At 40.2% G+C, this 19,988-nt stretch carries 16 protein-coding genes; 9 read left to right on the top strand and 7 right to left on the bottom strand.

All coding sequences use genetic code 11. The annotated features are described in order from the left end of the window. Position 1 precedes the first annotated feature (1 nt). The 7 genes from I6E82_RS16220 to speD all read left to right on the top strand — a co-directional run bounded on the left by I6E82_RS16220 (position 2) and on the right by speD (position 7,215). Complete coding sequence (locus tag I6E82_RS16220) at positions 2–1,162, top strand: HDOD domain-containing protein (protein WP_024593401.1); 1,161 nt, start codon at positions 2–4, stop codon at positions 1,160–1,162. Between the two features lie 379 nt (positions 1,163–1,541). Beyond that, entirely contained in the window at positions 1,542–2,747 is a 1,206-nt protein-coding gene (locus tag I6E82_RS16215) for an aspartate aminotransferase family protein (protein ID WP_197118290.1), read from the top strand. Positions 2,748–2,832: 85 nt separating this feature from the next. Beyond that, positions 2,833–3,849 carry an arginine N-succinyltransferase gene (gene astA, locus I6E82_RS16210; protein ID WP_007580083.1) on the top strand — a complete coding sequence of 339 codons (1,017 nt, stop codon included), beginning with the start codon at positions 2,833–2,835 and terminating at the stop codon, positions 3,847–3,849. Positions 3,850–3,864: 15 nt separating this feature from the next. Then, positions 3,865–5,334: a succinylglutamate-semialdehyde dehydrogenase gene (gene astD / locus I6E82_RS16205; RefSeq protein ID WP_197118289.1), complete on the top strand. Its 1,470-nt coding sequence runs from the start codon at positions 3,865–3,867 to the stop codon at positions 5,332–5,334. Between the two features lie 132 nt (positions 5,335–5,466). Beyond that, positions 5,467–5,814: a DUF3802 family protein gene (locus I6E82_RS16200; protein ID WP_007580087.1), complete on the top strand. Its 348-nt coding sequence runs from the start codon at positions 5,467–5,469 to the stop codon at positions 5,812–5,814. 86 nt (positions 5,815–5,900) lie between these two features. Beyond that, the gene (locus tag I6E82_RS16195) at positions 5,901–6,314 is read left to right on the top strand and encodes an OsmC family protein (RefSeq protein ID WP_002958863.1); all 414 of its coding nucleotides are present in this window, start codon (positions 5,901–5,903) and stop codon (positions 6,312–6,314) included. 88 nt (positions 6,315–6,402) lie between these two features. Further along, positions 6,403–7,215 carry an adenosylmethionine decarboxylase gene (gene speD / locus I6E82_RS16190; RefSeq protein ID WP_007376266.1) on the top strand — a complete coding sequence of 271 codons (813 nt, stop codon included), beginning with the start codon at positions 6,403–6,405 and terminating at the stop codon, positions 7,213–7,215. 53 nt (positions 7,216–7,268) lie between these two features. Here the strand turns inward: speD and I6E82_RS16185 are convergent, their stop codons facing one another. After that, positions 7,269–8,612, bottom strand: a complete 1,344-nt coding sequence (locus tag I6E82_RS16185) for a M24 family metallopeptidase (protein ID WP_197102942.1) — start codon at positions 8,610–8,612, stop codon at positions 7,269–7,271. 131 nt (positions 8,613–8,743) lie between these two features. Then, entirely contained in the window at positions 8,744–10,033 is a 1,290-nt protein-coding gene (locus I6E82_RS16180) for an aromatic amino acid transport family protein (protein WP_197118288.1), read from the bottom strand. Between the two features lie 444 nt (positions 10,034–10,477). Between I6E82_RS16180 and I6E82_RS16175 the strand changes: the two genes are divergently transcribed. Both I6E82_RS16175 and I6E82_RS16170 read left to right on the top strand, forming a co-directional pair. Further along, positions 10,478–11,275, top strand: a complete 798-nt coding sequence (locus I6E82_RS16175; RefSeq protein ID WP_197118287.1) for an alpha/beta fold hydrolase — start codon at positions 10,478–10,480, stop codon at positions 11,273–11,275. A gap of 249 nt (positions 11,276–11,524) precedes the next feature. Beyond that, complete coding sequence (locus I6E82_RS16170) at positions 11,525–14,374, top strand: P-loop NTPase fold protein (protein ID WP_197118286.1); 2,850 nt, start codon at positions 11,525–11,527, stop codon at positions 14,372–14,374. A gap of 108 nt (positions 14,375–14,482) precedes the next feature. On the opposite strand, the gene cysQ is transcribed toward I6E82_RS16170, so the two are convergent. From cysQ to cysD, 5 genes are read right to left on the bottom strand one after another with little or no spacing between them, the layout of a single operon-like run. Then, a complete protein-coding gene (cysQ, locus tag I6E82_RS16165; protein WP_197118285.1) occupies positions 14,483–15,253 on the bottom strand; it encodes a 3'(2'),5'-bisphosphate nucleotidase CysQ in 771 nt (256 codons plus the stop codon). Positions 15,254–15,262: 9 nt separating this feature from the next. Continuing rightward, on the bottom strand, positions 15,263–15,856 hold the full coding sequence (gene cysC / locus I6E82_RS16160; RefSeq protein ID WP_101164433.1) for an adenylyl-sulfate kinase: 594 nt from the start codon (positions 15,854–15,856) through the stop codon (positions 15,263–15,265). A gap of 32 nt (positions 15,857–15,888) precedes the next feature. Beyond that, on the bottom strand, positions 15,889–17,613 hold the full coding sequence (locus I6E82_RS16155) for an SLC13 family permease (protein WP_165740257.1): 1,725 nt from the start codon (positions 17,611–17,613) through the stop codon (positions 15,889–15,891). 31 nt (positions 17,614–17,644) lie between these two features. Beyond that, the gene (gene cysN, locus I6E82_RS16150; protein WP_165740255.1) at positions 17,645–19,069 is read right to left on the bottom strand and encodes a sulfate adenylyltransferase subunit CysN; all 1,425 of its coding nucleotides are present in this window, start codon (positions 19,067–19,069) and stop codon (positions 17,645–17,647) included. Then, positions 19,069–19,968: a sulfate adenylyltransferase subunit CysD gene (cysD, locus tag I6E82_RS16145; protein WP_008133447.1), complete on the bottom strand. Its 900-nt coding sequence runs from the start codon at positions 19,966–19,968 to the stop codon at positions 19,069–19,071. The genes cysN and cysD overlap by 1 nt, the downstream gene beginning before the upstream one ends. Positions 19,969–19,988 lie beyond the last annotated feature (20 nt).

Raw genomic sequence — 19,988 nt, 5'->3', positions numbered from 1 at the left:
CATGACTGAACTTGTAGCGCAACAGCGTACTGCCAAAATACTAAGCCAACGGGCTCATGACTTATTGCTTGGGCACAGCTTTGCGCATCAGCAAATTGGTTTCATTCATACATTAGATATAGATTACGGCGAACCCATGAAGCAACGCACTTTGCTTCAGGTTGAAGTGGCCGCACAGAATAAACGCCAGCAAAGCAGTACTGCACATCATAAGTACCGCGCTCAAGCGAGTGAGCAACTGCACAAAACTATTGAAACAGCTATATATAAGCAGCTTGAAGATATAGATGGTGTAATTCACAGCACTATAGGTATTGAAGATGGCATTGCCAATATACTCGACATATTAGCTGTAAAGTCAGCGTCGGTAGGGCGTTTAGAGCCACTTGTTAATGATATAAGCTGGTTGGGTAGAGAGTTAGTAACGCTTGTTAATTTACCTTACTATCGTAATCAACGTAGTAAAAATACGTCTGTAAAAGTAGATAAGCCATCGCTTGCCCTTCGTTATATTGGCCTTGATAACTTACAGCTAGTTATTCCTACATTTGCTGCGCGTCATTGGATGCCACATAGCACCGAACCATTTTCATTATTAAAACGCCGGCTACGCGACAGCGCGATGGCAAACGCGATTGCAGCGCAAAAAATTGCACAAATTAATAATGTGAATGACGTACATGCATTTACCCTTGGAATGCTTTTAGATGTAGGACGAATTGCATTAGTGCGCTTGTACTTAAAAACGTTTGAGAAAGTATGGCAACGCAAAGTGCAGTTAGCCCGAAATGAAAACCAAAAAGATTTGCACACCGCATTATTAGAGCTACAGCCCGACCCGCTATTTTTAACCACTCTACTTAGCAATAAGTCGATAGAAGTAAGCGCCAAAGTAATAGACAAAATGGCTTTTAAATATTTACCGTTTAAAGGTGTAATGCAGCAGCTAGTAAATGGGGTAGATAAAGGCGATACATTACTGCCATTAACAGAAGTAATGCTAAAGGCACGTTGCTACTCTCAATATCTTAATTTAAAAGAGCATCAACTTATTGAGCCTGATGAAACTCTAAGCTGGTTTTCGTACTTTAAGTTCACTAAAACGGAACTAAAAACCCTCCAATCGAGTAATTTTACCAATTTAGCTATTCAAATTGACTAAAAATCTGAATTTTTTGTTAATTTTTTTGCGACTAACCATTCATTCTCACTCTATTGTTATATTGCATATTTGCCGATTAAAGCATGCGCGCCTTGGTGCTCATGCGGTTAGTTGTTTAAAAATAAGCATAAATAGCTATGCAAATAGTTATTCACTATCTATGAAATAATATCTTTAGCCCTTTATTCTCAAGGGATACATGAAAGTTTTTAACGAGACAGATATAAGTAATTCTGAAATAATGTGCGTCTGAAAATTGAACCACAAAGCAATTTTGCGCAATTATCAGGTTACTGATCTTGCCTATAAAGTTGGTTACAAATATTAACCAAACACCTATTTTGATGTTTTGTGTTGCTCACAATTAAGAGGAAATAAAATGACAGTCAATCGCGAATTATTTGATCACGTAATGGTTCCTAACTACGCACCTTCAAGCGTAATTCCTGTTCGAGGCGAAGGTTCTCGCGTATGGGATCAACAAGGTCGAGAGTTTATCGACTTTGCTGGTGGTATTGCAGTTAACTGTCTTGGCCATTGCCACCCTGCATTAGTAGGCGCATTAAAAGAGCAAGGCGAAAAAATCTGGCATCTATCAAATGTAATGACCAATGAGCCGGCACTTCGCCTAGCTAAAAAAATGGTTGATGCTACATTTGCTGAAAAAGTTTACTTTGCCAACTCTGGCGCAGAAGCAAACGAAGCAGCGCTTAAATTAGCGCGTCGTTTTGCACTTGATAAGTTTGGCGCAGAAAAATCACAAATCATCGCGTTCAACAAAGGTTTCCACGGTCGTACATTCTTTACCGTAACTGTGGGTGGCCAAGCTGCATATTCAGATGGTTTTGGTCCTAAGCCTGGCGACATTGTACATTGTGATTATAACGACCTAGCTGCTTTTGAAGCGCTTATCAGCGACAAAACATGTGCCGTAATGATGGAACCTCTTCAAGGTGAAGGCGGTATTGTTTCACCAACTGACGAGTTTGCTCAAGGCGTTCGCGATTTATGTACTAAACATAACGCACTGCTTATTTTTGATGAAGTTCAAACAGGTGTTGGCCGTACTGGCTATTTATACGCATACCAAGGCTTAAACATAGTACCTGATATTTTAACTTCAGCTAAAGCACTTGGCGGCGGTTTCCCTATTGGCGCTATGATCACAACAACTGAAATTGCACAGCATCTTAAAGTAGGTACACATGGTTCTACTTATGGCGGCAACCCGCTTGCGTGTGCTGTTGCAGAAGCTGCATTTGATACAGTAAATACCCCAGAAGTACTTGCTGGCGTAAAAGCTAAAGCAGCATTATTTAATGAACTACTTACTGCGGTTAACGAAAAATACAACGTATTTAGCGAAATCCGTGGCCAAGGTTTATTAATTGGCGCGGTAGTGAACGAGCAATATAAAGGTCGTGCAAAAGAGTTTTTAGTGGCAGGGACTGAGCAAGGCCTTATGTCATTAGTTGCGGGTGCAGACGTAATACGTTTCACTCCATCTTTAGTAATTCCTGAAGCGGACATTCGCGAAGGTATGGCACGCTTTGAAAAAGCAGTAGCAAGCGTAGTAAACGCATAAGCGACTTAAGCCAACCAATTAAGGGCAAGCACTGCTTGCCCTGCAATTCCTATTTACCGTTATTTATAAGGGAGCAAGCGGACTCATGATGATCCTTCGCCCAATCCAGCAAAATGATTATTCAGCATTACTGAAAATTGCCCACGAATCAGGGCATGGTTTTACGTCTTTGCCATTAAACGAAGAACTATTGCAAAAAAAGATCGACCATTCAGTAAGCTCTTTTGCTAAACAAACGTCACAACCTGGTGACGAAGGCTACCTGTTTGTTCTTGAAGATAGCGAAACCGGTGACGTTGTAGGAACATCTGCAATTGAAGCTGCGGTAGGGCTTGATGATGCATTTTATCATTATCACTTAAGTAAAGTGATTCACTCTTCGCGCACATTAGACGTATACAAAGCGGTTGATATTCTAACGCTATGTAACGACTACACAGGTGCTACAGAGCTTTGCACATTGTTTTTAAAAGATGGTTATCGTAAAAATTGTAACGGTAAGCTACTTTCAAAAGCGCGCTTTATGTTTATAAAACAGCATCAAGAGCGTTTTGCGCAAACAGTAATCGCAGAAATGCGCGGTGTGTCTGACGAAAACGGCAGTAGCCCTTTTTGGCAGTGGCTTGAAGAGCACTTTTTCTCAATGGATTTTCCAACAGCCGATTACCTAACAGGTATTGGCCAAAAGGTTTTCATTGCTGAACTAATGCCTAAATACCCAATTTACGTAAACTTGCTAAGTAAAGATGCGCAAGCCGTAATAGGTAAAGTACACGACAACACTCGCCCAGCAATCGAGTTATTAAAAAGCGAAGGCTTTACGTTTAATGGCTACGTAGATATTTTTGACGGCGGCCCAACGGTTGAAGCAAAAGTAGATAACATTGCGACTATTCGTAATGCAAATCACTTTAACGTTGAAATTGGCGAAATGACTGGCGACACCATGGTGTTACTAGCTAACGAAAAGCTTGAAGATTTTAGAGCAACCGTTGCACCAATGACATTTGACGAGCGCGCAAAAAGCCTTATTTTATCGCAAGAAATAGCAGATGCACTGCATTTGCAAACTGGCGATATTGTTAGTGCAACCACGATTTAATTTAGGAGAAAGTATATGACTCATCCTGCACAATTTATAAATGGTCAATGGTCACAAGGCCAAGGCACAGAATTTAATTCAGTAAACCCTGCAAATAACGACGTTATTTGGCAGGCTTCATCGGCAACTGCGGCGCAAGTAGACACCGCAGTAAATGCAGCGCGCGAAGCGTTTTATGCATGGGCTGATAAAAGCTTTACTGAGCGTTTAGAAATAATTAAAGCATTTGCAGCGCAATTAAAAGAAAACAGCGAAGAGCTCGCTATTACTATTGCACAAGAAACAGGTAAGCCACTGTGGGAAACTCGCACAGAAGCGGGTGCTATGGTTGGTAAAATTGCCATTTCTGAAAAAGCATTTTTAGAGCGCACTGGCGACGTAGAAAACGCAATGCCACTTGGCCGTGCGATGATTCGTCATAAGCCACATGGTGTTGTAGCCGTATTTGGTCCGTATAACTTTCCGGGTCACTTACCTAATGGCCACATTGTGCCAGCGCTTTTAGCAGGTAACACGGTTGTGTTTAAACCGTCTGAACTTACTCCTAAAGTAGCTGAGCTTACGCTTAAACTGTGGGAAAAAGCAGGTTTACCAGCAGGTGTCATTAACCTTGTACAAGGTGAAGTAGAAACGGGTAAAGCCCTTGCTGCTCACAAAGGTATTGATGGCTTGTTCTTTACGGGTTCTTCGCGTACTGGTCATATTTTACATGAACAGTTTGCGGGTCAACCTGGCAAAATTTTAGCGCTAGAAATGGGTGGTAATAACCCACTTATTATTACTGACGTTGAAGATACTAAAGCGGTTGTTCACGATATTATTCAATCAGCGTTTATCTCAAGTGGCCAGCGTTGTACGTGTGCACGTAAACTATTTTTACCAACTGGTAGCAAAGGCGATGTGATACTGGAGCGTTTAATCACAGCAACTAAAGCGATTAAAGTAGGTAATTATGACGATGCAGACCAGCCATTTATGGGCTCTATGATCTCATCAGCTGCAGCTGCGGGTATGGTTAAAGCGCAAAACGAGCTTGTTGAACTTGGTGGTGAAGTATTAGTAGAACTTGAGCACACAGCTAATACTGGCTTTGTAACACCAGGTATTATTGAGTGTACAAATATTAGTGACTTCCCAGATGAAGAGCATTTTGGACCACTTTTAAAAGTATTCCGCTTTGACGACTTTGACCAAGCAATTGATAAAGCAAACGATACAACCTTTGGTTTATCGGCTGGTTTATTAAGTGACAGTGCAGCAGATTACGACCATTTCTTACGTCGTATTCGTGCAGGTATTGTTAACTGGAATCGCCCAATTACTGGCGCATCAAGCGCAGCACCGTTTGGTGGTATTGGCGCATCGGGCAACCACAGAGCAAGTGCGTATTACGCAGCTGATTACTGTGCATACCCAGTTGCTTCGGTAGAGCTTGAAAAAGTAGTTATGCCAGCAACACTAAGCCCAGGCTTAAAAATAGATTAAGTAGTAATACTACTTAATTATTATAAAAGCAGCTTCGGCTGCTTTTTTTGTATTGCTAACGCGCAAAGCTAGCAATCAACAGCGCTTTCTGCTTAAATCAAAAATAATTAATTATACAAAGGTGGTACAAAAATGGTTTTAGATAGGCAAGGGTACGATGATTTGATCATGTATCTAACTCAAAATTTAGCATTGTTTGAGAAGCCAGGCGAAATAAAACCAGGTGCCCCAACAGTAATGGAATTAATCGAAGACGTTATTGCACAAAATGTGATGCTCATTTGCGAGCAGCACACAAACCTCAACACAGAGCAGCGTAGTCAAATTGTACGCGAAGTTGATGGCATAGTTTACGATTTAGAAGAAGTCCTCAGCAGCATCACCTCACAGCCTGTCACGGTTGAACAGCATGCCTTTATAGATGAATTTGCAGGTTTAGTAAAAAACCTCTTTGATAGCGCTTTAACACAACAATCTTAGCCATTTTATAGCCCTGCGTTGCATTTTCATTTGCAACTACGGCTAACTTGCTTACAATCAAGAAAATATTTTTTTGAGATATAACAATGCAAGCAAATGTAAAATGGGTTGAAGGCGATACGTTTATTGGTCGTTCTAATTCTAACCACAATGTTGTGTTTGATGGCGGCAGCGATAGTGCAGCACCAAGCCCAATGGAAATGGTTTTAATGTCAGTTGGCTGTTGTTCATCAGTTGATGTGGTTAGTATTTTAAAAAAAGCCAAACAAGATTTTTCAGATGTACAAGTACAACTAAGTGCAGAGCGCGCCGAAACAGCCCCACGTGTGTTTACCAAAATCAACTTACACTTTGTTGTTAAAGGCAATAATGTGTCTGAAAAGCACCTTGCACGCGCCGTTTCACTCTCTGCTGAAAAGTATTGCTCAGTTGCATTAATGCTTGATAAAACAGTAGAAATTACGCATAGCCACGAAGTTGTGCAAGATCAAGCAAAATAACGCTTTTTCCACGAGGGAAATTCGTATAAAATCCGCGAACTTTTCATTCTGCAGGTGCAGAACCCACTAATTTATAGGTTGGTTTATTATGAACAAACCCTTCGATAAACTTAAACTTCATGGCTTTAACAATTTAACCAAAAGTTTAAGCTTTAGTATTTATGATATTTGTTACGCAAAGACCGAGCAACAACGTAAAGAATATATTGAATATATCGATGAGCAGTACAGTGCAGATAGACTAACCGACATTTTAGGTGAAGTTGTTGATATTATTGGTGCTAACATTTTAAATGTAGCGCGCCAAGATTATGAACCGCAAGGCGCAAGTGTAACTATTTTGGTTTCAGAAGAACCAGTAGAAGAGCAGCAAAATTACGATGCTGACGAAGCACCAGGCCCATTACCTGATTCAGTTGTTGCGCACCTAGATAAAAGCCACATTTGTGTACACACATACCCAGAAGCTCACCCTGATGATGGTATTTGTACATTCCGTGCTGATATTGAAGTGTCTACTTGTGGCATTATTTCGCCACTTAAAGCGTTAAACTTCTTAATTCATAGCCTTGAATCAGACGTAGTAACAATTGACTACCGCGTTCGTGGTTTTACCCGCGACATAAACGGTGTTAAGCACTACATTGATCATGCTATTAGCTCGATTCAAAACTTCATGACAGAAGATACAAAAGAAGCGTACCAAATGATGGACGTGAATGTGTATCAAGAAAACCTGTTCCATACCAAAATGATGTTAAAAGAAACCGATCTAAACACGTATTTGTTCGGCCTTTCTACGGCAGATTTATCAGAGGGCGAAGAAGACGAAATTCGCTCAAAGCTGACCCGTGAAATGCAAGAAATATTCTATGGCCGTAACCTGCCAGATACAGAATAATAGCAACGAATTAAATTAAAAATGGCGCTCAGTGAGCGCCATTTTTTTATACTTTATTTTACAAGCAATAGCTGTGTTTGTCGGCCATTTAAATACCAGACACCGCTTTTATCAAAAATAGCATCTTCCTCTAGCATTATTCTTATTTCTTTATTCCACTGTTTTATAAACACCGCATTGTTAAGCTCAATTGAGTAAGCCGTATTTAAATGTAGCGGATAGTCACCATCTCCCGGTACACCTTGCTGAGAATCCCACATACCTAATGTAGTACCTGCAGCATGACCATGATAGCCAAGAGGATGAGTATAAATAGTGGGTTTTAATCCCTGATCAATGGCGGCTTTTCGTGCTGCAGCTAAAACCTCATTACCGGTTTTACCTACCGCAAATTGATTGGTAAATATGTCTTGTAATTTATTACCGCTTTTTAGTGCTTCAACTAAGTAACTAGGCGCACTTATTTCGTTTTCTTTGAGCACATACGCATGCTGCTGCGTGTCGGTATTTAAGCGTAAATAAGTAATCCCAAAATCTACATGAAGCAAGTCACCGGCTTGTATAACGTTATCATCGTAGCCATTGGTAAAGCTTTCTTCATGATCGAACGACTTCGCATCGGCGCGCTGAATAGCAATACTTGGGTGAAACCATGTTTGTAGTTTTAGCTCTTTTACACGCTCTCTAAACCACCATACCAAGTCATCGCTAGTTGTTTCACCAACCGTAATTGTTTTACCCGAAAACCCCTCTGCAATAATATGATGGGTAATAGCCACAATATGTTTATACATTTTAACTTCTTCAGGAATGCGTTGCTCTAACCACGCAACAGCAAGCGGCTCTGCAGAAATTATTTTATTGTGATAAGCGGCGGGCAAGTTGGCCATTAAGGTTTTGTAATCGCCTAGCACAAGGCCATCGGCATGTGCCCAGTCGGTAGAAGTATTAAGCGCAATGTTGCGAGGTTTGTATTGCTCAATAAGTGTATTGAGTGCTGCCCACTGGCTTGGTTGTGTTTGCTTATCCCACCCTTTTTTAAATACGTTACCTATTTTATAAGGCGCAATAGCGTAAGCATCAACACCACCTTGTTTATTAAGTGCAAATAGCAAAATAGTGGTGCGTCTGGCTGAAAGCCATGTTGCAGGCAGCATTGTTTTTAATATTGGATCTTCATTGTATTCGCGGCTTATAAGAAGCCACATATCAGTGTTGTGCTGCTTCATTAACGAGGGCATTAAGCTATTGATTCTAAGCTCAGTTATTTTATCTATAAACGCTGCGCGCTCTTTCATCGATAAAATAGTGGGAGCGTCATCGCCTCTAACAAAGAGGCTTAAAACAAGCGTAGTTAGCAAGCTTACGTAAAGTAGGAGTTGTTTAGTAAAGTGCATAATTGTTTTATTTTTAGGCTAGTTAATTTATAACATGCCTGAAGAGCGACTATAAAAAAACAATTTGAGATAAACAGCACACAAAAAAAGCCCAGCTAAAAAGTAGCCGGGCTTTTGTATAAACCGTTTTATTACTTAAGCATGCTGTATAAAAGTGCAAATACAGCAAGCGAGCCAACCGCTAATATAAATAGCGTGCTAAAGCGATTTCGGTATTTATTAAGTGCAGGTACTTTATAAACTGCAATCATTGGCATAATGAATAAAATCATCGCAATGATAGGGCCCGATAACTGATCCATCATGTCTAAAATACTTGGGTTTTTAACAGCACAAAACCAAATAGCTAAAAACATGATTAACACACCAATTTTATCGGTAACGCCAGAGCTTAAGCCTGTTTGTTTAGTTACTAAACCTGTAAAGCTTTCGCGTGCACCTAAAAAATGACCCAAAAACGACGATGTAATAGCAATAAAGGCAACAAGTGGCCCAAGTGTGGCAATAAACGAGTTATCAGTAATATTAGCAAGGTAGGATAAAACCGATACGTTAGCCGCTTTAGCTGCTGCCATTTGCTCGCCTGTAAGCGACAGCACGCAAGAGAACACAAATAACAGTACAAAGGTAATAAGTAGCAAGCTAGTGCGCTTTAAAATCGCCTCAGACTTACGTGTAGCTTGTTCGCCGTAATGACCGCGTTGCACATTTACAAAGCTTGAGATAGCCGCTGCGTGGCTAAACGAAAACACAATAATAGGAATCGATAACCACAACGTTTTACCAAAGCTGCCTATTTCAGGCACCGTCATATCTGGCATCTGCCAGCTAGGGATTAAATAAAGTGATAAAAAGAACAATATGCCCACAAGCGGATACACTAAAATAGCAAAGGCACGTAGCATTAAGCGCTCGCCGCCCATCATTAAGCTAATCATGCCTGCAACTAATACGCCCGAAAGTAGCACGCGAGAAGGTGATTCCATCCCCATTTGATTAACCATAAAACTATCAACGGTATTGGTTAAACCTACACCGTAAATAAGCAAAATTGGGAATATAGATAAAAAGTACAACAAGGAAATTAACCGCCCCGCAGTCACACCAAAGTGCTCTTCAACTACGTCGGTAAAATCGGCATCTTTATTTTTTGATGAAAGTACAAAGCGCGCTAATCCACGGTGCGCAAAAAAGGTCATTGGGAACGCTAAACACGCCATAATAATTAACGGCCAAAAACCGCCAATACCAATGTTAATAGGTAAAAATAAAATACCCGCACCAACGGCGGTACCAAATAAACTTAATGTCCACTGCGTATCGTGCAGGTTCCATTTAGTTTTTGTATTTGAATTTTTGCTTGAATTTGTGTGTGTGTTTGGTGATGCATTTGAAAGCGTTGCATCTTGAGATGTTGTCATGTGTGTGTGCTCATCCATTATTTAAATAATAACTGCGCCGAAGGGTATAGTTTTTAGAGACATTTTTCATGTTTTGAAGAGATTTTTAGACTAATTAATTAGACTCAATTGGAGGGTAAGTGTCATGAATACGAAACAGTGGTGTAAAAGTGAGCAAAAGCCTTAAATGGCAAGCCACATTATAGAGTTACTGTACGGGGTAGGTTGGTTAGTTGGAGCGAAACCCAACACTGCATCATCCGATCAGCAAAGCCGAGAGAGGCGCAATGCCGTAAAAATAGGGACTGGTCATTTTTATTGGTTTTCATTTAAAAATCAAAGTCTGCTCCCAAAAGCTGTTAAGTAGAAGGCATTGATCAGAACTTCATAAGAGATTTTTTCTAAACTCCGTTATACTTCCTACAATTGAATACGCCAAACGAAGTAAATAGGCCACTAACTGCAATGAGCAAAGACATTCTTTTCCATACTATTTTTCCACACGAAACCAGTAAAACATGGGTTGTATTTGTCCATGGAGCAGGTGGTAGTTCGGCAATTTGGTTTCGTCAGCTTAAGGCTTATAAAAAAGAATATAATGTATTGTTGCTTGATCTTCGTGGTCACGGTAAATCGAATAACTTAGTACAAAACTTTGTTGATAATAATTATTCGTTTAATAATGTCTCTAAAGACATTATCGATGTGTTAGATCATAACAATATCACCAGCGCACACTTTGTTGGCATTTCATTGGGCACAATTATTATTCGAAATATTGCTGAAATTGCGCCGCAATATGTTTCTAGCATGGTGCTAGGTGGAGCGGTTACTCGTTTTAATACTCGCAGTAATACATTGGTTTATTTAGGTAATACTTTTAAACACTTCCTGCCTTATATGTGGCTGTATCGCTTATTTGCTTTTATTATGATGCCGAAAAAGCGTCATAAAGAATCTCGACTTTTGTTTGTTCGTGAGGCAAAACGCTTGTGCCAAAAAGAGTTTATAAAATGGTTTAAATTAGCCATGGACGTAAATCCTTTAATGCAATATTTCAAAGAAAAAGACATTGATATCCCCATTCTGTACATTATGGGCAAAGAAGATCATATGTTCCTTGGCCCTGTTAAAGAAATGGTAAAGCGTCATAAAAACAGCGTACTGCAAACTATTCACCATTGCGGCCATGTCTGTAATGTGGAGCGCCCAGACTTATTTAATCAACACTCGCTTGCTTTTATCGCCCAGCAAAATCGTTAAGGGTTGTAGAAGGAATAGGGTCGGTACATTCTTTTTTGACTTTCGCCCTAAACTCAAAACAAGACCTAAAGTAATAAAACTTCATTTTTATATCAAAACGTAAGTTGGGTAGAGCGAAGTGAAACCCAATAAGCCATAGCGTCATTCGAGTGGTAAAGGCAAGAGGCGACTTTATTTCTTAAACTTGCTTATCCAATAATATTCAATTGATATACACTGGCAAGGTAACGTATTGATAAGGATATTAAGTTGTCACAAGTTAAAACTCTCCCCATTACAGCCACGCGCTGGCTCTCTCTTTTATTGTGCGCAATTACTGCTGCAACAATTACTGTATTTTTAAGTAAAGTCGGTTTTGTACAAAAGGCATATTCAAGTTGGAGCGCTATTTTACATGCCAATCCGGTTTTGCATTACAGCAGCGCATTTTTAGCAGGTATTGGCGTAAAGCTGCTGCTTGATAAGTTTTATATATCGCATTCTAAACGCAGTACTGGGTTTAACTGGCGATATCCGCCAGTAACGATAAGTGTATTATTTGGCTTACTTTTCATTGTGGGTTATGTGTACTTCACGTATTCCAATGTAATAGAAGAACAACTGACTGCCCATGCCTTTGTTAGTTTTAAATTTCTGGCGCTGAGTTTTTTAGCTATTGCAGCGACTATTGTTTATCAAGCTAAGTTATTTACAGAAAAACCGGTGTTTTCAGTTGTACTGTGCGCGTTTTCAGCATTTTATTTGTTCTCAGCAATAAACTTAATCGAAATAGAGCAAGCATTCTGGGTATTTTTCTGGATAGCAGCTGCTTATTTGTGTATGTCGATATGTTTGCAATGGGAGCAGCTAAAAACAACAGATAAAGAGTTTAACACTGAACATAAGCCTAAAGCTGAATTAAAGCTTGAGAATTTAAACGATTTTCAGCAATGGTTTAAAGATGATTCGATCATTACAAACACAGAGCAATTAGAGCCAAACTTGCAAGTTTATGCTGAGCGTATCACCGATCGATTACGTAATGGTGGTGGTGATAAAGATGAAAAAGATTTAGCACAACACATAGCGCTATGTGGGCCTTATGGTTGCGGAAAAAGCAGCATTGTTGCAGCAATAGCAAGCGAACTTAAAAAGCCTAAACAGGTGAAGTTGGAGTCTTCTGATAAAGAAAAGCTAAAAGTAAAACAACAAAACAAGATTAATTGGATACACAGTGATATATCAACATGGGGCGCAGCCAGCGGTAGTGTTGCCCATGTTGTACTGAGTAATATTATAGATGATATAAGCCAGCATATTGATATGTGCGCCTTCCGTACGCTACCTAAACATTACACTGAAGCACTAAAGTCGGGTGGTAGCGTATTTCAATTCGCTTCAACATTACTTGCTGGCCCTGTTGATATTGAGGGCAGTTTTTTAAAGCTCAACGCAGTATTAAAAGTTACAAATCATAAATTACTGATTACTTTGCAAGATGTAGATCGCGGGACCGGAGATGAAAACGAAAAGCGCTTAAATGATATTGCTGCGTTGCTTGATAGGTTAAAAGACAGAAAATTAGGTCATATTAGTTTTATTATTGCTATGGGTAATGAAAATGAAATTGCCGCAGAAGTTATTTCAAAGGCAACTGATTATAGGGAGGATGTTTTATCATTTGATGCTAGAAAAATTTTATCTGATTTTATAATCAGCTCTTTAGAATTTGCTATTAATTACCATCAAGTTTGTACTGCTACAGATAAATACAGAAAACGTTTTTATATTTTAGAAGGTAATAAGTTCATTGATTCTAACGATATTTATAAGTGGCGTTTAGAAGAATTGAGCGGGCTTCCTTTTTATAATTCAGTAAAGTTAGTTGATAAAAAAATAACCTCACTTAGAGAGTTAAAGAAAATTCTAAGGAGGGTGTCTCAAATATGGCAACCTACTGGATTGATGGGGGAAGTTAATTTTACCTCATTATTAATGAGTATAGTTTTAAAAGAAGTTTCACCACATAAGTTTGATAAGTTACTTCAAAATAAAAGCTATCCTTCAGACTATCAGGGATTCGATCTTACAGAGTTCATCGAAGGAATTAGTGGATACGACAACACTAATAAAGATAATTTTATGTTTGAATATTACAAAGCAATGCTTGGTTTAAAGTATAAAGCGTCGCCTGAGAAGTATGCTGGTCAAGTTAGAATGTCCTTAGGTCAAATAAAAGAAGAAGATAGAGAGCTAACCTTTAATAATACATGTAATTATTTTCAGTATTTTGGACGGAATTATGGAGATGTCTGTTATTTAGACAAGGTCGTATTGGAAGCGCTCCCTAATAATTCGTGTAGTGATCAAGAAACAATACGAGATATACGCTCTTTATTTGAAGTTAAAAAATCCGATTTTAGTAAATTACTACCGTTAGTAACTAAAATATTAAGTTATAGCACCACTCAGGAGTACAATTTTGAGAGGTTTATGAGCGTTGGTGAGATATTCTCGGTTGAAGATCTAAATAGGTTTAAGAATACGATAGCTAGTGATCTAAGTAGAGGAGATGAATCAGAATACTTAGTTAGTTTTGACACTGATCAGACACTCATTAATATAATAGCTCCCAATATAACAATTGAATGGTTATATCCGTTGTTTGAACAACTATCAATGAAAAATGAGTGGACGATGCAGTTTGATCGGCAGCTAAAAAATATTACTTTCTTATGTCATCTGATGCGTTATATGGGTCTAAAAGTGGATAACAGTTTAGATACGGTATTAATTCCAGTCTTAAGAAGTGCTTTTAGTAAGTCAGATTTAGTAGCAGCTACATTTTTGTTTGGACTGCTAAAATCATTTTTGCGGGGTAAAGAGAGAAAAGACCTTAAGAATGACTTAGATTCATTTCAACTTTCTGGAATTAAACTAACTAGTTTACTAGGTGTTAATAAAATCGAAGATGTAATTGATTTTATCTCGAACTTTAAAGAAGCTGATTTTAGATGTATCCCAAATGCTCCTAACCTAAATCAAGAAATAAAGAAATTACTCCATAAAAATCATACATTTTATCAATTAGTAGACAAGTTTTTGCTTAGCGCAAAATAGCAAAGATGGTTAACGGGCACTCGTTGGGTTTCGCTTCACTCAACCCAACCTACGGTGTTTAAATTGACATAGAGCTGTTAGTAGCTAACAGCTCGTAACTCTTAGCTTTTATTCTTCAACCGCACTCACAATAAAATACGGATTTAAGTATTCATCTTTGGTGTTATAAATAAGCGGGCTGCCGTCAAGTTTAGTTACTTTTGCACCGGCTATTTCAGCGATTGCATGGCCTGCGCCTGTATCCCATTCGCAGGTTGGGCCTAAGCGCGGATAAATATCGGCGCTGCCTTCGGCGACTAAACACAGTTTTAGTGAGCTGCCTTTAGACACCATTTCAACGTCGTCAAAGCGTTTTACAAACTCGGCTAAATCGGGTGATGGATGCGAGCGACTGCCTACAACACGTATTAACCCTTTGTTAGGTTTGGTGGTTACTTTAAGCTCAATTCGCTCATCGCCTTTATCTTTAAATGCGCCAATTGCTTCGGCGGCTAAGTACGATACGCCAAGGGCAGGTGCATCTACTACGGCTAAAATAGGAATGCCGTTTTTAATTAGGGCGATGTTTACGGTAAATTCACCGTTCTTTTTAATAAATTCTTTAGTGCCGTCGATTGGGTCAACTAACCAGTAGCTTTTCCACGTTTGGCGTACATCCCAGCTTATGTCGGCGTTTTCTTCACTGAGTATTGGAATGTCGGGTGTGAGCTGTTGAAGCCCTGCCACAATCAGTTTATGAGCTGCTAAATCGGCGTCGGTTACGGGACTTTCATCGGCTTTGTACTCAACGTTAAAATCCTTTTCGTAAATTCCCATTATCGCTTGGCCTGCTTTGCGGGCAAGGATGAGGGTTTCTTCTAGCAGTTCGGTTTGATTCATGGGGTTAACCTATATTATGTGCTTTTGTTTTAGATACGTTATCAGTTGTGTAACCGATTGGTCTAGGGAGTTTTTACTTGTATCTAAAATTATTTCTGGATTATTTGGCACTTCGTAGCTTGAATCGATACCCGTGAAGTGTTTTATCTCTCCAGCGCGGGCTTTTTTGTATAAGCCTTTTGGATCGCGGCTTTCGCATACATCCAGTGGGGTATCGATAAATACTTCAATAAATTCGCCGTCATCTACTAGGCTGCGCACCATATCGCGCTCCGCTCTAAAAGGCGATATAAACGCAGTAAGTACTAACAAGCCAGCGTCGGTCATTAGTTTAGCGGTTTCGCCTACGCGGCGTATGTTTTCAATGCGGTCTTCGTCGCTAAAGCCTAGGTCTTTACATAAACCGTGGCGTACGTTGTCGCCATCGAGCAGGTAAGTGTGCGTACCTTGCTGATTAAGCGCTGCTTCTAGTGCGTTTGCTACGGTGCTTTTGCCAGAGCCCGAAAAACCGGTAAACCATAAAATAGCGGGCTTATGTTTTTTTTGCTCACTACGCTGTGCTTTTGTAGTTGCGTAGTTATGCCAAACTATATTTTCATCCATAGTGAGAGTCTCTTATACTGTGAGCGCAGGTATTAAAACGGAAATACCAGCGGGATCAAGGTTAATACCGTGATTGAATAAATAATAGAAAGGGGTAAGCCCATCACTATGTAATCTTTTAAGCGATAGTTACCCGCGCTATAAACCATTAGATTAGTTTGATACCCAAATGGCGATATAAAGCTGGCTGATGCGCCAAAGGCAACCGCCATAATAAATGGTAGCGGGTCTACATTAAAACCAACCGCGAGCGAGTAAGCAACAGGGAACGACAAGGCAGCTGCTGCGTTATTAGTTATAAGCTCGGTAAATAATACGGTCATTAAAAATATGGCAATAAATGCACCGTAAGGACCAAAGTCGCCAAGTACCATAAACATGGCGTCGGATATTTGCCCGGCAAGTCCGGTGCCTATCATTAACTTGGCAAGGCCAATGGCACTACCTACGACTACGAGTAACTCGATAGGAAAACGGCGTTTTACTTCGTTAAGTTTTATGGTGCCACTGAGCATTAAGCCAATCAGTAATACTAATAAGCCTTTAACCAGCGGCACTATGCCAATAATGCTTAAACCCAGTACTGCGGCAAAGCACAGTAGCACAATGTTTGATTGTTTAGGTGCAAGGTGGGCTTGTAAGTCAAACCCTGAAATATACACAAATTCGCGCTTTAAATTAGGCAAGGTGTAAAAGTTTTTGCCTGGTGCGAGTATAAGTGAGTCGCCAGCTTGTAATTGCACTTGCCCAAGGCCGCCTTGTAAGCGGTCGTGCCCACGACGAATGGCAATAACAGCAGCATGAAATTGCTCTCTAAAGCGGGCTTCTTTTACGGTTTTACCTATAAATTTTGAAGACTGACTTACGACTACTTCTACTAAGTGTTCTATGTCTTTTTGATGATTCTCGTGCACGACTTTTAGGCCGTCGAAACGGGTAAGTAATGGCACCGATTTTATGTCACCTACAAAAAGTAGCACGTCATCTTTTTGAATAATTTGCTGTGGGGTGACTGCGCAAATGCGGCTGCCATCGCGAATAATTTCAGCGAGGAATAAGTCTTTTAAATCACGCAGGCCGTTTTCTTCAACGGTTTGGCCTATTAATTTTGAGTTTGCTTGTACTTTGCCTTCTAGGTAAAAAGGCACGACTTCTTGGTCGCTTTTACCGTTGTCGGGTAAGTATTTAAGCATCACTAAAATGGTAATTAGGCCTACGCTTAGCGCGCCTAAACCCACTAAGGTAAAGTCAAAAAAGCCCAGCGGTTCCATGCCCGCATCTACTGCAAAGCCATTAACGATTAAGTTGGTTGATGTACCAATAAGCGTAATGGTGCCGCCCAAAATAGCAGTGTACGACAGCGGTAATAATAGCTTTGAAGGGGAGTGATTAGGGTTGTCTTTTATCGCGGTAATAAGCGATGCAACAACGGCGGTATTGTTAGTAAACGACGATAAAAAGGCGGTTGATAACCCCAATTTTGTTACCGATTTTACTAAACTACCTTTAGATAGCGATTGCGCTAACTTTTGAATTAGGGTGGTTTTTTCTATTGCGGTCGACACTAACACCAATAGCACTAAGGTGATAAGCGACGGGTTAGCATAATTAATTAACATGCTTTCAAGATCGATTAGCCCTGCTAAGTAGCTGGTGCCAATTGCGCTTACAAATAACCATGCTGGATTAATACGGGTGCCAAAAAGGCACCCGACTAAGGTAAGCATAATGCCTGTTAAAACGAGCTGTTCTACCATGCTTTTAAATTCCTAACAGGCTAAAGTTAACTTATAACTTAGAAATATCAAGCGCTTGCCAATGCGGAAAGTGCTTGCGTACTAAGCTGTTAAATTCAACTTCAAATTCGCTAAAGTTACTTTGCTGTGCTTGGCTTTGCAGTACTTGCTCAATCATGCCCGCACCAACCGTTAAGTTTGATAAGCGATCGATTAGTATAAACGAGCCTGTTTCGTGATTGCTGTGGTACTCGTCTGCCAAAATAGTTTCGGTTAGTTCAAGCGTTACAATCGCAATTTCGTTTAACTGCAGTGAGTCGCTAGTGCCGTGCTCAAGCGTGTTTACATCAATCGTGTAATCAATCTTTGTAACAATAGCTGAAGTGTTTTTGCTGCCTAGCTTTAGGTTATAGCTTTTACCTAATACTAATGGCGACTCATGCATCCACACAATTTTAGCTTGCAGCTGGTTAGTAACAACAGCCGTTGAATTTGCAGGTACTATTACGTCGCCTCGGCTAATATCAATTTCGTTATTTAGGGTAACGGTAATTGCTTGGCCTGCTTCTGCGCTGTCTAAATTGCCATCAAAGGTAACAATTTCTTTAATGCTTGATGTTTTACCCGACGGTAATACTTTTATTGCATCGCCTACGTGTATCTTGCCCGACGTAAGTGTGCCCTGAAAACCACGGAAGTTTAAGTTAGGACGCACTACATATTGCACCGGTAGGCGCGCTTCAAAGCCTGTATCTGTTTCGGCTGCTGGCGAATCTTCTAGTAATTCAAGTAGCGGCTTGTCAGTGTAATACGGTGTATGAGCAGATCGCGTTACTACGTTGTCGCCTTTAAGCGCCGACATAGGCACAAACTTAATGTTTGATACGTTAAGTTGTTCAGCAAATTTAAGGTAATCGGCCTTAATTTTTTCATACACGGTTTCGTCAAAATCAACGATATCCATTTTATTAACGGCAACAACAAACTGCTTAATACCCAGCGAGTCACAAATAAAGCTATGGCGCTTGGTTTGTACTTGCACGCCGTAACGCGCATCAACCAAAATAATAGCAACATCGCTTGTTGATGCACCCGTTACCATGTTGCGCGTGTATTGCTCGTGCCCTGGTGTGTCGGCAATAATAAATTTACGCTTAGCCGTTGAAAAGTAACGGTACGCTACGTCAATGGTAATGCCTTGCTCACGCTCAGCTTGTAGGCCATCAACTAATAATGCAAGGTCAAGATCTTCACCTGCATTACCTACTTTTTCGTTATCTTTATGAAGGGCTGCTAGCTGATCTTCATAAATTTGGTGGCTGTCGTGCAGTAGGCGGCCAATCAATGTTGATTTACCGTCATCTACGCTGCCACACGTAAGCATACGCAATAAGCTTTTATCTTGTTGGCGTGCTAGGTAGGCGTCTATGCCTATTTCTTTTACTTCGTTAAATGTATCGTTATTTTGGCTAGACATTAAAAATACCCCTCACGTTTTTTCTTCTCCATTGAGCCTGCTGAATCATGGTCAATAACACGACCTTCACGTTCAGATGACGTAGATAGCAGCATTTCTTCGATGATTTCGGTTAAAGTACTTGCTGTTGACTCAACTGCACCGGTAAGTGGGTAGCAGCCTAATGTACGAAAACGTACAGATTTCATTTGCGGTACTTCACCCTCGTTAAGTGGCATACGCTCATCGTCAACCATAATTAGGGTGCCATCGCGATCAACAACAGGGCGCTCTTTTGCTAGGTAAAGCGGTACCATGTCGATGTTTTCTTGGTAAATGTATTGCCAAATATCAAGCTCAGTCCAGTTAGACAACGGGAAAACACGAATGCTTTCGCCCGGATTAACTTGGCTGTTATAAGTGTTCCAAAGCTCAGGACGTTGGTTTTTAGGATCCCAGCGATGGTGCTTATCGCGGAATGAGTAAACACGTTCTTTTGCGCGTGACTTTTCTTCGTCGCGGCGTGCGCCACCAAATGCAGCATCAAAACCATATTTGTTAAGTGCTTGCTTTAAGCCTTGGGTTTTCATTATGTCGGTATGTTTACCCGAGCCATGCGTAAACGGGCCTACACCCATTTCAATGCCTTCTGGATTTTTGTGTACCAGTAGGTCAAAACCGTATTCTTTAGCTATACGGTCGCGAAACTCAATCATTTCACGAAACTTCCAATTGGTGTCTACGTGTAATAACGGAAACGGAATTTTTGCAGGGTAAAATGCTTTACGCGCTAAGTGCAAAAGTACCGACGAATCTTTACCAATAGAGTAAAGCATTACTGGGTTCTCAAACTCAGCGGCGACTTCGCGCATGATTTTGATACTTTCAGCTTCAAGTTGCTGAAGGTGAGTTAAAGCCATTGTTAGTCGTCCTACTAAAA

The organism is Pseudoalteromonas sp. NZS11, from assembly GCF_015864765.1.
GTDB classification, from domain to species: domain Bacteria; phylum Pseudomonadota; class Gammaproteobacteria; order Enterobacterales; family Alteromonadaceae; genus Pseudoalteromonas; species Pseudoalteromonas arctica.
Note: the sequence above shows the minus strand (reverse complement) of the source record. Positions and strands in the feature narration are given on the sequence as shown.

What these genes read in the sequence shown, in the direction of transcription:
- astD (WP_197118289.1), top strand. Translation starts at nt 3,865, where the DNA reads ATGACTCATCCTGCACAATTTATAAATGGTCAATGGTCACAAGGCCAA.
- cysQ (WP_197118285.1), bottom strand. Translation starts at nt 15,253, where the DNA reads ATGAATCAAACCGAACTGCTAGAAGAAACCCTCATCCTTGCCCGCAAA.
- cysN (WP_165740255.1), bottom strand. Translation starts at nt 19,069, where the DNA reads ATGTCTAGCCAAAATAACGATACATTTAACGAAGTAAAAGAAATAGGC.
- astA (WP_007580083.1), top strand. Translation starts at nt 2,833, where the DNA reads ATGATGATCCTTCGCCCAATCCAGCAAAATGATTATTCAGCATTACTG.
- I6E82_RS16180 (WP_197118288.1), bottom strand. Translation starts at nt 10,033, where the DNA reads ATGACAACATCTCAAGATGCAACGCTTTCAAATGCATCACCAAACACA.
- I6E82_RS16195 (WP_002958863.1), top strand. Translation starts at nt 5,901, where the DNA reads ATGCAAGCAAATGTAAAATGGGTTGAAGGCGATACGTTTATTGGTCGT.
- I6E82_RS16175 (WP_197118287.1), top strand. Translation starts at nt 10,478, where the DNA reads ATGAGCAAAGACATTCTTTTCCATACTATTTTTCCACACGAAACCAGT.
- I6E82_RS16200 (WP_007580087.1), top strand. Translation starts at nt 5,467, where the DNA reads ATGGTTTTAGATAGGCAAGGGTACGATGATTTGATCATGTATCTAACT.
- cysD (WP_008133447.1), bottom strand. Translation starts at nt 19,968, where the DNA reads ATGGCTTTAACTCACCTTCAGCAACTTGAAGCTGAAAGTATCAAAATC.
- cysC (WP_101164433.1), bottom strand. Translation starts at nt 15,856, where the DNA reads ATGGATGAAAATATAGTTTGGCATAACTACGCAACTACAAAAGCACAG.
- I6E82_RS16220 (WP_024593401.1), top strand. Translation starts at nt 2, where the DNA reads ATGACTGAACTTGTAGCGCAACAGCGTACTGCCAAAATACTAAGCCAA.
- I6E82_RS16155 (WP_165740257.1), bottom strand. Translation starts at nt 17,613, where the DNA reads ATGGTAGAACAGCTCGTTTTAACAGGCATTATGCTTACCTTAGTCGGG.
- speD (WP_007376266.1), top strand. Translation starts at nt 6,403, where the DNA reads ATGAACAAACCCTTCGATAAACTTAAACTTCATGGCTTTAACAATTTA.
- I6E82_RS16185 (WP_197102942.1), bottom strand. Translation starts at nt 8,612, where the DNA reads ATGCACTTTACTAAACAACTCCTACTTTACGTAAGCTTGCTAACTACG.
- I6E82_RS16215 (WP_197118290.1), top strand. Translation starts at nt 1,542, where the DNA reads ATGACAGTCAATCGCGAATTATTTGATCACGTAATGGTTCCTAACTAC.